General features: G+C 68.1%; 10 protein-coding genes and 2 tRNA genes. 8 read left to right on the top strand and 4 right to left on the bottom strand.

Annotated features, from left to right (window positions below; translation table 11 throughout):
• The first annotated feature begins 97 nt into the window (after positions 1-97).
• The 4 genes from gyrB to ACWGO0_RS34685 all read left to right on the top strand — a co-directional run bounded on the left by gyrB (position 98) and on the right by ACWGO0_RS34685 (position 5,675).
• Entirely contained in the window at positions 98-2,167 is a 2,070-nt protein-coding gene (gene gyrB, locus ACWGO0_RS34700) for a DNA topoisomerase (ATP-hydrolyzing) subunit B (protein ID WP_453544018.1), read from the top strand.
• A 46-nt stretch (positions 2,168-2,213) separates the two neighbouring features.
• Entirely contained in the window at positions 2,214-4,829 is a 2,616-nt protein-coding gene (gyrA, locus tag ACWGO0_RS34695) for a DNA gyrase subunit A (protein WP_453544016.1), read from the top strand.
• A 105-nt stretch (positions 4,830-4,934) separates the two neighbouring features.
• A complete protein-coding gene (locus ACWGO0_RS34690) occupies positions 4,935-5,528 on the top strand; it encodes a DUF3566 domain-containing protein (RefSeq protein ID WP_453544014.1) in 594 nt (197 codons plus the stop codon).
• A 70-nt stretch (positions 5,529-5,598) separates the two neighbouring features.
• Positions 5,599-5,675 (top strand) — tRNA-Ile (locus ACWGO0_RS34685).
• A gap of 232 nt (positions 5,676-5,907) precedes the next feature.
• On the opposite strand, the gene ACWGO0_RS34680 is transcribed toward ACWGO0_RS34685, so the two are convergent.
• A complete protein-coding gene (locus ACWGO0_RS34680) occupies positions 5,908-6,264 on the bottom strand; it encodes a DUF6344 domain-containing protein (RefSeq protein ID WP_453544012.1) in 357 nt (118 codons plus the stop codon).
• Between the two features lie 272 nt (positions 6,265-6,536).
• On the opposite strand from ACWGO0_RS34680, the gene ACWGO0_RS34675 reads away from it, so the two are divergent.
• From ACWGO0_RS34675 to ACWGO0_RS34665, 3 genes are all read left to right on the top strand, one after another.
• A complete protein-coding gene (locus tag ACWGO0_RS34675; protein WP_003958712.1) occupies positions 6,537-6,671 on the top strand; it encodes a DLW-39 family protein in 135 nt (44 codons plus the stop codon).
• A 256-nt stretch (positions 6,672-6,927) separates the two neighbouring features.
• Positions 6,928-8,817 (top strand): vWA domain-containing protein, encoded by a 1,890-nt coding sequence (locus tag ACWGO0_RS34670; protein ID WP_453544039.1) that lies wholly within the window; start codon positions 6,928-6,930, stop codon positions 8,815-8,817.
• The gene (locus tag ACWGO0_RS34665) at positions 8,814-10,154 is read left to right on the top strand and encodes a hypothetical protein (protein ID WP_453544010.1); all 1,341 of its coding nucleotides are present in this window, start codon (positions 8,814-8,816) and stop codon (positions 10,152-10,154) included. The genes ACWGO0_RS34670 and ACWGO0_RS34665 overlap by 4 nt, the downstream gene beginning before the upstream one ends.
• A gap of 47 nt (positions 10,155-10,201) precedes the next feature.
• On the opposite strand, the gene ACWGO0_RS34660 is transcribed toward ACWGO0_RS34665, so the two are convergent.
• Complete coding sequence (locus tag ACWGO0_RS34660) at positions 10,202-11,665, bottom strand: serine/threonine protein kinase (protein ID WP_453544008.1); 1,464 nt, start codon at positions 11,663-11,665, stop codon at positions 10,202-10,204.
• Between the two features lie 72 nt (positions 11,666-11,737).
• The gene (locus ACWGO0_RS34655; RefSeq protein WP_453544006.1) at positions 11,738-12,286 is read right to left on the bottom strand and encodes a helix-turn-helix domain-containing protein; all 549 of its coding nucleotides are present in this window, start codon (positions 12,284-12,286) and stop codon (positions 11,738-11,740) included.
• Between the two features lie 171 nt (positions 12,287-12,457).
• Between ACWGO0_RS34655 and ACWGO0_RS34650 the strand changes: the two genes are divergently transcribed.
• Positions 12,458-12,530: transfer RNA gene (locus tag ACWGO0_RS34650), tRNA-Ala, on the top strand.
• A gap of 79 nt (positions 12,531-12,609) precedes the next feature.
• On the opposite strand, the gene ACWGO0_RS34645 is transcribed toward ACWGO0_RS34650, so the two are convergent.
• Positions 12,610-12,783: a hypothetical protein gene (locus ACWGO0_RS34645; RefSeq protein WP_453544004.1), complete on the bottom strand. Its 174-nt coding sequence runs from the start codon at positions 12,781-12,783 to the stop codon at positions 12,610-12,612.
• Positions 12,784-13,301: the final 518 nt, after the last annotated feature.

Below are 13,301 nucleotides of genomic sequence, written 5' to 3'. Positions count from 1 at the left end.
CGCTACCGGTAGACTGATGGCTAATCCCGTGCCTGTGCGGGATTCGTCGATACAAGCCGAACGACGCAGCCGCTCCCGCCTGTCCGGAGAACGGCCTGTGCTGTGCCAGAAAGGGCGCTTCGTGGCCGATTCCGGCAACCCCAACGAGAACAACCCGTCCACAGCCGGCGCGCACGGCGAGGTCACCGCCTCGTACGACGCCAGCGCGATCACGGTCCTCGAGGGCCTGGACGCGGTTCGCAAGCGACCTGGTATGTACATCGGTTCAACCGGTGAGCGCGGTCTCCACCACCTCGTGCAAGAGGTCGTCGACAACTCGGTCGACGAGGCGATGGCCGGGCACGCGGACACCATCGACGTCACGATCCTCGCCGACGGCGGGGTGCGCGTCATCGACAACGGCCGTGGCATCCCGGTCGGCATCGTGCCGTCCGAAGGAAAGCCGGCCGTCGAGGTCGTGCTGACCGTCCTGCACGCGGGCGGCAAGTTCGGCGGCGGCGGTTACGCCGTCTCCGGCGGTCTGCACGGCGTCGGTGTCTCCGTCGTCAATGCCCTGTCCACCCGGGTCTCCGTCGAGGTCAAGACGGACGGCTACCGCTGGACCCAGGACTACAAGCTCGGCGTCCCGACCGCCCCGCTGGCCAAGCACGAGGCCACCGAGGAGACCGGCACGTCGGTCACCTTCTGGGCCGACGGCGACATCTTCGAGACCACCGAGTACAGCTTCGAGACCCTCTCGCGCCGCTTCCAGGAGATGGCGTTCCTCAACAAGGGCCTCACCCTCAAGCTCACGGACGAGCGCGAATCGGCGAAGGCGACGGCGGGCGCGGACAGCGTGGACGCGGTCGAGCCCGCCGAGGAGGAGGCCGTCCGCTCGGTCACGTACCACTACGAAAACGGCATCGTCGATTTCGTGAAGTACCTCAACTCCCGCAAGGGCGACGTCATTCACCAGTCGGTGATCGACATCGAGGCCGAGGACAAGGAACGACTCCTCTCGGCCGAGATCGCGATGCAGTGGAACACGCAGTACACGGAGGGCGTCTACTCCTTCGCCAACGCGATCCACACGCACGAGGGCGGTACGCACGAGGAGGGCTTCCGTGCGGCGCTGACCTCCCTGGTCAACCGGTACGCGCGCGACAAGAAGCTGCTGCGCGAGAAGGACGACAACCTCACGGGTGAGGACGTCCGCGAGGGTCTGACGGCGATCATCTCGGTGAAGCTGGGCGAGCCGCAGTTCGAGGGCCAGACGAAGACCAAGCTGGGCAACACGGAGGCCAAGACCTTCGTGCAGAAGGTCGTCCACGAGCAGCTGACGGACTGGTTCGACCGGAATCCCAACGAGGCCGCCGACATCATCCGTAAGGGCATCGCGGCGTCGACCGCCCGGGTGGCGGCCCGCAAGGCCCGTGACCTGACCCGTCGCAAGGGGCTCCTGGAGAGTGCCTCGCTGCCGGGCAAGCTGAGCGACTGTCAGTCCAACGACCCGACGAAGTGCGAGATCTTCATCGTCGAGGGTGACTCCGCCGGTGGTTCGGCGAAGTCCGGCCGTAACCCGATGTACCAGGCCATCCTGCCGATCCGAGGCAAGATCCTGAACGTCGAGAAGGCCCGGATCGACAAGATCCTGCAGAACACCGAGGTCCAGGCCCTCATCTCGGCCTTCGGTACCGGGGTCCACGAGGACTTCGACATCGAGAAGCTCCGCTATCACAAGATCATCCTGATGGCGGACGCCGACGTCGACGGCCAGCACATCAACACCCTGCTGCTGACCTTCCTGTTCCGCTTCATGCGGCCCCTGGTCGAGGCCGGGCACGTGTACCTCTCGCGCCCGCCGCTCTACAAGATCAAGTGGGGCCGGGAGGACTTCGAGTACGCGTACTCGGACCGTGAGCGTGACGCGCTCGTCGAGCTCGGCAAGCAGAACGGCAAGCGGATCAAGGAAGACTCGATCCAGCGCTTCAAGGGCCTCGGCGAGATGAACGCCGAGGAGCTGCGCATCACGACGATGGACCAGGACCACCGGGTGCTCGGCCAGGTCACGCTGGACGACGCGGCGCAGGCCGACGACCTGTTCTCGGTGCTGATGGGTGAGGACGTCGAGGCGCGGCGCTCGTTCATCCAGCGCAACGCCAAGGACGTCCGCTTCCTCGACATCTGAGTCGGCCGTACAAGCAAGCCGCAGTGCGAAAGGACTTTGACCAGCAATGGCCGACGAGAACACCCCTGTGATGCCCGAAGAGGTGCCCGCTGTTCCGGGCATCGGTATGCGTGTCGAGCCCGTCGGGCTCGAGACGGAGATGCAGCGCTCCTACCTCGACTACGCGATGTCCGTCATCGTGTCGCGTGCCCTGCCGGACGTGCGGGACGGTCTGAAGCCCGTACACCGCCGTGTGCTGTACGCGATGTACGACGGTGGTTACCGGCCCGAGAAGGGCTTCTACAAGTGCGCCCGTGTCGTCGGTGACGTCATGGGTACGTACCACCCGCACGGCGACTCCTCGATCTATGACGCGCTCGTGCGACTGGCGCAGCACTGGTCGATGCGCATGCCGCTCGTGGACTCCAACGGCAACTTCGGTTCTCCGGGCAACGACCCGGCCGCGGCGATGCGGTACACCGAGTGCAAGATGATGCCGCTGTCCATGGAGATGGTCCGTGACATCGACGAGGAGACCGTCGACTTCAAGGACAACTACGACGGCCGTAACCAGGAGCCCGTCGTCCTCCCGGCGCGGTTCCCGAACCTGCTGATCAACGGCTCGGCCGGCATCGCGGTGGGCATGGCCACCAACATCCCGCCGCACAACCTCCGCGAGGTCGCGGCCGGCGCCCAGTGGTACCTGGAGCACCCGGAGGCCTCGCACGAGGAGCTTCTGGACGCGCTGCTCGAGCGGATCAAGGGCCCCGACTTCCCGACGGGCGCGCTCGTCGTGGGCCGCAAGGGCATCGAGGACGCGTACCGCACGGGCCGCGGGTCCATCACGATGCGGGCCGTCGTGGCGGTCGAGGAGATCCAGGGCCGCCAGTGCCTGGTCGTCACGGAGCTTCCGTACCAGACCAACCCCGACAACCTCGCGCAGAAGATCGCCGACCTGGTGAAGGACGGCAAGGTCGGCGGAATCGCGGACGTCCGCGACGAGACGTCCTCGCGCACCGGCCAGCGCCTGGTCGTCGTGCTCAAGCGTGACGCGGTCGCCAAGGTCGTACTGAACAACCTGTACAAGCACACCGACCTGCAGACGAACTTCGGCGCGAACATGCTGGCACTCGTCGACGGTGTGCCGCGGACGCTGTCGATCGACGCGTTCATCCGCCACTGGGTGACGCACCAGATCGAGGTCATCGTCCGGCGTACGAAGTTCCGCCTGCGCAAGGCCGAGGAGCGGGCGCACATCCTGCGCGGTCTGCTCAAGGCGCTGGACGCGATCGACGAGGTCATCGCACTCATCCGGCGCAGCAACACGGTGGAGATCGCGCGCGAGGGCCTGATGGGCCTCCTGGAGATCGACGAGATCCAGGCGAACGCGATCCTGGAGATGCAGCTGCGCCGCCTGGCCGCGCTGGAGCACCAGAAGATCACCGCGGAGCACGACGAGCTCCAGGCGAAGATCAACGAGTACAACGCGATCCTGGCGTCGCCCGAGCGGCAGCGGCAGATCGTCAGCGAGGAGCTCGCTGCGATCGTCGAGAAGTTCGGCGACGACCGGCGTTCCAAGCTGGTGCCGTTCGACGGTGACATGTCCATCGAGGACCTGATCGCCGAGGAGGACATCGTCGTCACGATTTCCCGCGGCGGCTATGTGAAGCGCACCAAGACGGACGACTACCGCTCGCAGAAGCGCGGCGGCAAGGGCGTGCGCGGTACGAAGCTCAAGGAAGACGACATCGTCGACCACTTCTTCGTGTCGACGACGCACCACTGGCTGCTGTTCTTCACGAACAAGGGCCGGGTCTACCGCGCGAAGGCGTACGAGCTTCCGGACGCCGGCCGGGACGCGCGTGGTCAGCACGTCGCCAACCTGCTGGCCTTCCAGCCGGACGAGCAGATCGCCGAGATCCTGGCGATCCGCGACTACGACGCCGCGCCCTATCTGATCCTGGCCACGAAGGGCGGTCTGGTGAAGAAGACCGCGCTCAAGGACTACGACTCGCCCCGTTCCGGCGGTGTCATCGCGATCAACCTCCGGGAGACCGAGGACGGCAGCGACGACGAACTGATCGGTGCGGAGCTGGTCTCGGCCGAGGACGACCTCCTGCTCATCAGCAGGAAGGCCCAGTCCATCAGGTTCACCGCGACGGACGACGCACTGCGCCCGATGGGCCGTGCCACATCGGGTGTTAAGGGCATGAGTTTCCGCGAGGGCGACGAACTGCTCTCGATGAATGTTGTCCGGCCGGGTACGTTCGTGTTCACTGCCACCGACGGTGGGTACGCGAAGCGGACCCCCGTCGACGAGTACCGCGTTCAGGGTCGTGGCGGCCTGGGTATCAAGGCCGCCAAGATCGTGGAGGACAGGGGCTCGCTCGTCGGTGCGCTGGTGGTGGAGGAGACGGATGAGATCCTCGCCATCACGCTCGGCGGTGGTGTGATTCGCACGCGAGTCAATGAAGTCAGGGAGACGGGCCGTGACACCATGGGCGTCCAACTGATCAATCTGGGCAAGCGTGACGCCGTCGTCGGCATCGCGCGCAACGCCGAGGCCGGTCGTGAGGCCGAAGAGGTCGATGGGACCGATGATGCCGAAGGCGAGACGGTCGACGCTCAGGCCGAGAGCGCGGTCGAGGGCACTGTCGAGGGCACGGAGCCTTCGGCCGGGTAGTACGAGGAGTAGAGCGTGAGTGGAGCCACGGGCGCCGGTTCGGCCGCTTCCGGAGCTGGAGCGAACGGTGCCCGTGGCCCTGCCACGGACTCCCAAGGGGGCACTGTGACGGACACTCGGGGGCCACAGCCCCAGTACGAGGGTTACGCGACCGGGCCGTTGCCCGGTGAGCGTGAGCCCGCGCAGGGGCAGGCGGGCCCCTACCACCCGCCGCAGGCCTACCAGTCGCCTGTGGGCGGCACGCAGGGCGGTCAGCCGCACGGCGGCGGCACCGCGGGCGGCGGACAGGCCATGCGCCGTCCCCGGACGGGCGCACGGACCACTCCGCGTACACGCAAGGCGCGTCTGCGGGTGGCCAAGGCCGATCCGTGGTCGGTGATGAAGGTCAGCTTCCTGCTCTCCATCGCGCTGGGCATCTGCACGGTGGTCGCGGCTGCCGTCCTGTGGATGGTGATGGACGCGATGGGCGTCTTCTCCACCGTGGGCGGCACGATCAGCGAGGCCACCGGCTCGAACGAGAGCAACGGCTTCGATCTGCAGTCGTTCCTGTCGCTGCCGAGGGTCCTCGTCTTCACCTCGGTCATCGCGGTGATCGACGTGGTGCTGGCCACCGCGCTGGCGACGCTGGGCGCCTTCATCTACAACTTGTCGGCCGGCTTCGTGGGCGGAGTCGAGCTCACTCTGGCCGAGGACGAGTAGCGCGCCAGGTATCGATTTTGGGACTGGCCCCGACGTGCGCTAATCTTCAGAAGTCAGCGCACAGCGCGGCGGGGCTATAGCTCAGTTGGTTAGAGCGCATCCCTGATAAGGATGAGGCCACAGGTTCAAATCCTGTTAGCCCCACCAGTACGACAAAGGCCCCCAACCATTCGTGGTTGGGGGCCTTTGTCGTACGCGGTACGGCGGGGCCGGAGCGCAGCCGGTCCCGCGGGCCCTGCCGATCCCACGGGTCCCATTTGTTGGAGCGGGGGACGTCGGCTCGGGCGCGTGGACGCACGGAAAAGGCCCCTGTCCGGTGTGAACCGGACCTGGGGCCCTGTGTGTCGGTCATGGGCGCTCCCGGGGCGCCCGGGGCTTGTCAGGGCGGGAGAAGCGACGAGTCGCCCGCCGGGGCGCCGTGAGTGCTGCGTGCGCCGTCGGTGGTGACCGTGGCGTCCGTCGTGTCCGCCGACAGATGCCTGGTGGCCGGTGAGGAGCCGTGGGCCTCGGCGCGGATGCGCTGCTTCATCGTGGGTGGCAGCGCCCTGTCACGCGGAAGGGTCCATCGCACGGCGGGGGCTGTCGGAGTTGCCGCGGTGGCACCCGTGTGCTCCTGGGTCGTGGCCGTCGGCTCCGCGGCCGTGGCGTGGCTGGTGGCGAGGCCCAGCGTCGCGAGGATCGCGAAGAAGGCGGTGATGAAGGCGGTCCAGATGCTCTTGACCCTGAAGGTGCTCATGGCCCCTCGCTTTCAGGTGGTCCGGTTTGCTTACCTTTCCGATGATGTGGATTCGGCCCGCGAATTCGGGGACCAACGCCCCGGGCACGCAGTTCTTCGGATGAACACCACTCGTATGGTGCAACCGGTCCGGAAAATGACGGTTTCGGTGGTCGGGCGAGGTGGACGACCGGGCCGCAGTTGGGTTCCAGGCAGGTCACCGATCGGTATCGGCCGGTGTGTATAGTCGAGCGGCAGAAGTCCCTTACGCCAAGGAAAGACGAGGTCGCGCGGTGAAGAAGCTTCTCCTGGTCGCACTGGCTGCCATCGGCGGGCTCCTCGTGTACCGCCAGATCCAGGCGGATCGCGCCGAGCAGGATCTGTGGACGGAGGCGACCGACTCCGTGCCCGCAGGTTCGGGTGTGTGAGACGGATCAGTCCGTTGCGAGCCCCGGTCGCTGAGCGGCCGGGGCTTCGTGCTGCCCGGGGGCCTTGTTGCTGATGCTGTTGCTGTTGCTGTTGCGGGACCGTGACGGCCGCACCCTTGAGTTCGCCTACGCAAATCGCTAGCTTGCGAGAGCAAAGTCGCTGCGATTTCGGCCTAGGGGGGCACGGGTGACGACACGTAAGCATCGGCGCACTGCAACGGCAGGGGTGTTGATCGGCGGGGCGTTCCTCGCCCTGATGGCAGGTACGTTGCCGGCTGCGGCCTCGGCCTCGGCCCCGTTCTCGGCTCCGGCAGCCGACGGTACGGGTGGTTCCGGGGCCGGCAGCCTCGTCATGGTGCTTGACTCGTCCGGTTCGATGGGCGACGACGACGGCGCGGGCAGGACCCGGATGGAGTCCGCACGCGCGGCCGTCGGCACGGTGGTCGACGCCCTGCCCGACGGTCATCCCACCGGCCTCCGGGTCTACGGGGCCGACCGGCCCCGGGGCTGTACGGACACCCGCCTCGTACGGCCCGTCGAGAAGCTGGACCGAGCGGCCCTCAAGGCAGCTGTGGCAGGCGTGCGGCCCCGGGGTGACACACCTATCGGGCTCTCATTGCAGAAGGCTGCGGAGGATCTCCCGGAACCCTCCGGCGGTGCCATCGGTACGCGTACCGTCCTGCTGATCTCCGACGGCGAGGACAACTGCGGCACGCCGCAGCCCTGCGAGGTCGCCGAACAGCTCGGCAAGGACGGGGCAGGGCTGCGGATCGACACCGTGGGCTTCCAGGTCGAGGGCGCTGCCCGTGAGCAGCTGGAATGCATCGCCAGGGCGGGCAACGGGCGCTACTACGACGCCCCGGACGCCGAGGCGCTCGCCAGACAGCTCCAGCGGGCGGCGCAACTCTCCGCCGACGGGTACCGGTTGAAGGGCGACCGGGTCGCGGGCGCCGCCACCAGGGCCAAGGCGCCGGTGATCCGGCCCGGGCAGTACCTGGACACGATCGGGCCGGGCGAGAAGCGGTACTACGCCGTCGATCTCGATGACTTGTCCACCGTGGACTTCGCGGCGACGGCCGTACCGCAGCCCGGTGCGGCGGTCGACACCCTCGACGGTCTGAGCACCGCCATCGCCTACGGCACCGACAGCAACTGCGTCACCAGCACCGAGCATTTCTCCCAGCGGGAGGGAGCGACCCCGCTGACCTCGGCCGTCTCCCGTATCCGCTCGGCGGACGGCAACCGCAGCTGCGACGAGGCGGGCCGGTACTGGCTGGTGGTGGAGCGCAAGAGCAAGAGGGGCTCCGCCGCGGCGCGTTGGCCGGTCGAGCTGCTGTACGGGGTTGAGGCGCCGCTCGCCGGTGATGTGACCCCGGCCCAGTCGCAGCCGGAGTACGGCGAGGGCGGCAAGAGCGCCGTACTGCCCGCCGGAGACCCGCGCGAGGTGCGGGGCGGCACAGGGTTCAACGACGCGAAGGCGCTGGGCAAGGGGGTGTGGCGGGACCGGATCCTGCCCGCGCAGACCCTCTGGTACAGGGTTCCGGCCGGGTGGGGGCAGCAGGTTCGTTACGACGTGGAGTTCGCCAACGAACCGACGGTGAAAGGAATTTCCGCGTCCTATTCGTACGGCGGGACGCAGTTGTTCACCCCGGCCCGCTTTCCCGTCGGCGGAGGGGGTGGCGAATTCTCTTCGACGGCGCTGTACAACGGCCGGCCCGCGGCTATCAGGATGGGATCGGTCCCGGTCGCCTGGACCAACCGTTACGAGCACCGCTCGGTTGTCCAGCCGGTGCACAACAAGGGCGACTTCTACATCGCGGTGACCCTGGGAGCGAAGGCCGCGGAGATCGCCGAGAACCCGCGGATCGGCTTCGTGCTGAGAGTGGCGGTCCTCGGGGACGAGCTCGCCGGTCCGCAGCACGATGCCCCTGTCCTGGCGGGGAAGAGCACCGGCGGGCAGGACGGGAAGGCGGACAATCAGGGCAATTCCGCTGTGGCCGAAGACAGCGGCGGTGCGGGCGGGGCAGGATGGACCGGCATCGCGGCCGCTGCCGGAGCGGGCGCCGTGGTGGCTGTGATCGCGGGGCTCGTGTTCGTACGCAGTCGGCGCGGGGCGGCCACGCAGACGACGAGGGGAAGCGCGTGAAGAGGCAGCGCAACAGGGGCCGGGTGACGCTGGCGTCCATCGCGGCGATGTGCGCGGTGGCGGCGCTGCCGGGTCAGGCGCACGCGGCCGACGACCCGGCTCCGTACGCCTTCGATCCCGAGGCCCGGACGGTACGGGGTACGGAGACCAACGCCGAGGCGTCGGAGCTCAAGTCCGGTTCGGTCTACCGGAGTGCGATCAAGCCGGGCCAGAAGCTCTACTACCGGCTGAACCTCGACGCCGAGACCAACGCCTACGTGTCCGCCGTGGTGGTGCCCCCGAAGGGCGGCAAGGTCGCCTACGGGGACGGCATCACGGTCAGCATCAGGGACGTCGACGATACGCAGTGCAGCTCCGAGGACGCGATCTTCGGTTCGGCGGAGTTCGCCCGCCCGATCGCCGCGTACGCGCACCGGATCGTGGAGAAGGGCAACAGCACCTGCCGAGAAGGCGGTGAGTACAACGTCCTGATCGAGCGGAAGAGCAACGCGACGTCGTCGCCGGGCGAGTGGGCCCTCGAGCTGCGGTACGCGTCGGAACCCGAGGCGAAGGGCGCCGACGCGCAGGGGACCGAGGCACCGGAGAACTGGTCATCGGCCTCACCCGTGCCGCCTTCGGGCAAGCAGAAGCGGGCGGGCGGCAGCAGCTTCTACGAGGCCACGGGTCTGGAGACCGGAGAGTGGCAGGACTCCGTCGCACCTGGTCAGACGCGTTTCTACCGGGTTCCGGTGGACTGGGGACAGCAGATCTTCGCCAGCGCCGCGCTCAGTAACAACAACAAGTCGACGGAGTACCTGGGCAACGCGCTCGCGCTGTCGCTGGAGAACCCGGCCCAAGGCCATGTCGACGACGCGACACTCTCGTACTCGGGTGAGCCCGCGACGGTCGCCCTGGATCCGCTGCCTCCGGTGGACTACCGGAACCGGTTCGACTCCGCTTCCGATGTCAGCGCCATGAGCTTCGCCGGCTGGTACTACCTGTCGGTGACGCTGAGCCCGAAGGTCGCGGAGTTCTACGGCGACAAGGCGATTCCGCTGAGGCTGAAGGTCAGTGTCCGCAACGACCCGAAGGCGTCGCCGTACGCGGGGGCGGCCGGCATCTTCGGCGTCAGCGACGAGGACAAGGACATGGCGAAGAGCGGGCAGAGCGCCCCGCAGGCGGCCCAGAGTGACACGATGAAGCTGGTGGCCGCGGCCGGGATCGGCGCGGGCGCCGTGCTGGTGCTCGGGCTCGGCGCGTGGACGCTGCTGGCCAGGCGCCGCACGGTTCCCGCCACTGTTCAGCCGGGCACGGGCGGGCAGCAGCCGCCGTACGGCGGGCCGACGCAGACCTGGTAGACCGGGGCTGCCGGGCTGTTGGACCAGGGCCCGCCGGCTCCTGCACGTCAGGTCTGAGTCAGCGCCCAGACACCGACCGCGAAACAGATCAGCGCAACGATGAGGACCGGGATCGCCACCTTCGGGGGCGGTCCCGGTCGCGTTTGGCGGGTGGGTGCGCCGTGGCCGGAGGAGGCCGGTGAAACGGCCGCGGCGGGATGGGGAACTTGCGGGCGCTGGGCGGTGTAAGCACGAGTAGGAGACGGATCGTGCTGCACCGCGGTGGTGGGGGCCTGGGCGAGATCCGGCGCGGCAGCAGGGAAGGGGGAGCCCGTATGCGCCTGGAGCGGAGCGTGAGGAGTGACCGGCTGAGCCGAGTGGGGCGGTGTCGCGGTCTGCTGGGGAGGCGGCGCGAGGTGGAAGCTGCCCGTCTCCGACATCGGCGAGGGCGCCGGGGCGGGGATCGGTGCGGGGCTGGAAGTGGGGCTGGAAGTGGGGTTGGGCGTGGGCAGTCCGGACGGCTGGGTGTACGGCTGCTGTGTGTAGGGCTGCTGGGCGGAGTGCTGGGGGGTCTGTGCGTCCTGCTGAGGGTTCTGGGCCGCGTGGTGCGCTGTGGACTGGAGAGGGTCCTGCTCGGGCGTCTGGCGGCCGTTGAGCGGCCCTGCGGGGCCGAATCCGGCCGGCAGTGGCCCGATCTGGTCGAAGACCTCCACCGGCTCCTCGCCCTCGGTGGGCTCCGGCAGCATCTCGGCCGCAGCGGTGAGGGCCTTGCGCGCGCCCGTGGCCGTCCGGAAGCGGGCCTGCGGGTCGGGTTGCAGCAGACCGGCCAGGACCTGCCACAGCGGCTCGGGGATTCCCTGCGGGGCACTCGGAGTTCCGTACGAGGCGAAGTGCTCGACGAGCGCCTGGGAGTCGGGCTTCTTGCCCTGGAGCAGATAGAGCGCGACGAGACCGACCGCGAACAGGTCGGCGGGGAAGTCGGGCTCGGCGCCCATCATCTGCTCGGGCGCGAAGTAACCGGGAGTGCCCACCACGTAGTTGGTCTCGGTCAGACGGGGTTCGCCCTTGCGCATCGAGATGCCGAAGTCGGAGAGGCGCAGATGCGGCCTGCCCGTTCCGGTGGCCTCCATGAGGATGTTGGCCGGTTTGATGTCGCGGTGCACGACGCCTTCCGCGTGCACCGTCGACAGACCGGACAACAGCTGATCGAGGAGCATGCAGACGAAGCGCGGGGGCAACGGGCCGTAGTCACCGATCACATGAGCCAGCGAGCCGCCGCTGACCAGGTCCATGGTGAACAGGACCTTGTCGTCGTCGGCGGCCCAACTGGCGGGAGCCAGCACATGGGGATGCTCGATCCGCAGTGCCTGTTCGCGTACGAAGCGCAGCAGCGTATGAGCGTCGCTCTGCTGAAGGACCTTGGCCGCCACGTAGCGGCGGCGCCGGTGATCCCAGGCGCGCCAGACGGCACCGACCCCACCACGTCCGATCGGATCGATCAGTTCGTACCGACCAGCGAAGACCTCACCCATTGCGCTGCGTCCGCTCCCAGTTCTGTTTCGGCTCGTGCCCGGTTCCCGGGAGATATCTCCCGGCCCGGGTGCTTAGCTCTGGTGTCCTTCGTAGTGCGCGACCGCGTCCGCGGTGCGCCCGGCGCCGTACACCTTGAGGAACTCTGCCAGTTCCGGGTGGGTCGGGGCGAGGGAGTCCGCGGCATCGATGATGTCTCCCGCCGCGGAGACCGACCGCAGAAGGGACTGGATCTCGCGGACGACGCGCCTGACGGTGGGGGCTCCGCCCGTGGTCGAGGTCTGGCCGGTGGAGGTCAGGACCGACCCGCCCTGCGACTTCTTGATCTCTTCCATCCGGTCGGTCGCCTCTCCCGCGCTGACACTGCCGTCCGCCACCTGGCTGGCCAGCTCCTGAAGCGCCTGAACGCGCTGTACGACCGCGGGGTTGCCGATCTTGGCGCGCTGGCCGCTCATCAGCTGGGAGAGCATGGGGGCCGACAGCCCGAGCACCGCGGCGAGCCTGGCCTGGTTCAGGCCGAGATCATCTATCAGCCGGCGGAAGAGCGCCCCCAGCGGCTCTCCGTACCAACTGCGCTGAAGCTCTCTGGCTCTCGCCGTAGCCTCTTGCTGCGCTGCGTCCATTGCGTCTCCCCTTCGCTGCGGCTTCGCTGCTGCGAACCTCGCCGAGCATCTTACGGAGAGTGGTCGGCGACCGGGAGTCCCAATCCTTTTGCAGGATTCAGGGGGTCACCCGGTACTCTGGTCTGCGACGGTCGCCGCGACACGGACGTGTTCGGTGCTGTCCACTATTTCGGGGCCTTAGCTCAGTTGGTAGAGCGCTGCCTTTGCAAGGCAGATGTCAGGAGTTCGAATCTCCTAGGCTCCACAATAAAATGCCCCCTGACCTGCGGAAACGCAGATCGGGGGGCATTTCTTGTCGTGCCCGGGGGATGTCGGGCACGCCTTCAAGCGCGTAGTTCGATCACTGTGACCTCGGGCTCGGCGCCGACCCGTACCGGGGGGCCGAAGAAGCCCGCGCCGTTGGTGACGTACAGCTGTGTGTCGTCGACCTTCCCGAGTCCGGAGACGACGGGGTCGGCGAGCTGGTGATCCCGAGACCGTGCAGTTCCTCGACCCAAGCCTCGGCGCCGTCGAACATGTACTCGTGGTTGCCACGAAGAACGCGCCGTGCGTGGACTCCAGATGACGCAATGGGAGTGCGGCCGGAGCCAGTTCGGAGGGCTTTCCGTCCGCCAGGTCGCCGACCACCGTCACGACGTCGGCCTCCAGCCCATTGATCATCCGGACTATGCGGCTCGGTGTGGGCGCGGCCCAGGAGCGGGCCGACCGCGACCTTGATGCCGGCCAGGCACAGGGAACGGGCGGCCTCGCGGTCGCCCCTCTTCGCCTTCAAGGCGCCCAGACCTCTGGGCTCAGGCGGAGTGCCGCAACGCGGCGGGACGTGCGATGTCCGCACTCGGCTGCTCCCGCGAGTCCGCGGAGCACCACCGCGAGACTCTGCTCATCGCACGCGGCCTTCACTTCCACCGAGCTGAGCAGCATGCCCTGGCGGGCGTTCGCAGCAGCCCCTTCGAGCCGTGGGCGGCTGGGTGAGGGAAGCGAAACAAGAAAGAGGGGCGCCGGAAGACCGTGAGGT

This window comes from Streptomyces sp. NPDC055749, from assembly GCF_053617235.1.
Note: the sequence above shows the minus strand (reverse complement) of the source record. Positions and strands in the feature narration are given on the sequence as shown.

What these genes read in the sequence shown, in the direction of transcription:
- gyrA (WP_453544016.1), top strand. Translation starts at nt 2,214, where the DNA reads ATGGCCGACGAGAACACCCCTGTGATGCCCGAAGAGGTGCCCGCTGTT.
- ACWGO0_RS34680 (WP_453544012.1), bottom strand. Translation starts at nt 6,264, where the DNA reads ATGAGCACCTTCAGGGTCAAGAGCATCTGGACCGCCTTCATCACCGCC.
- ACWGO0_RS34670 (WP_453544039.1), top strand. Translation starts at nt 6,928, where the DNA reads ATGGCAGGTACGTTGCCGGCTGCGGCCTCGGCCTCGGCCCCGTTCTCG.
- ACWGO0_RS34660 (WP_453544008.1), bottom strand. Translation starts at nt 11,665, where the DNA reads ATGGGTGAGGTCTTCGCTGGTCGGTACGAACTGATCGATCCGATCGGA.
- ACWGO0_RS34655 (WP_453544006.1), bottom strand. Translation starts at nt 12,286, where the DNA reads ATGGACGCAGCGCAGCAAGAGGCTACGGCGAGAGCCAGAGAGCTTCAG.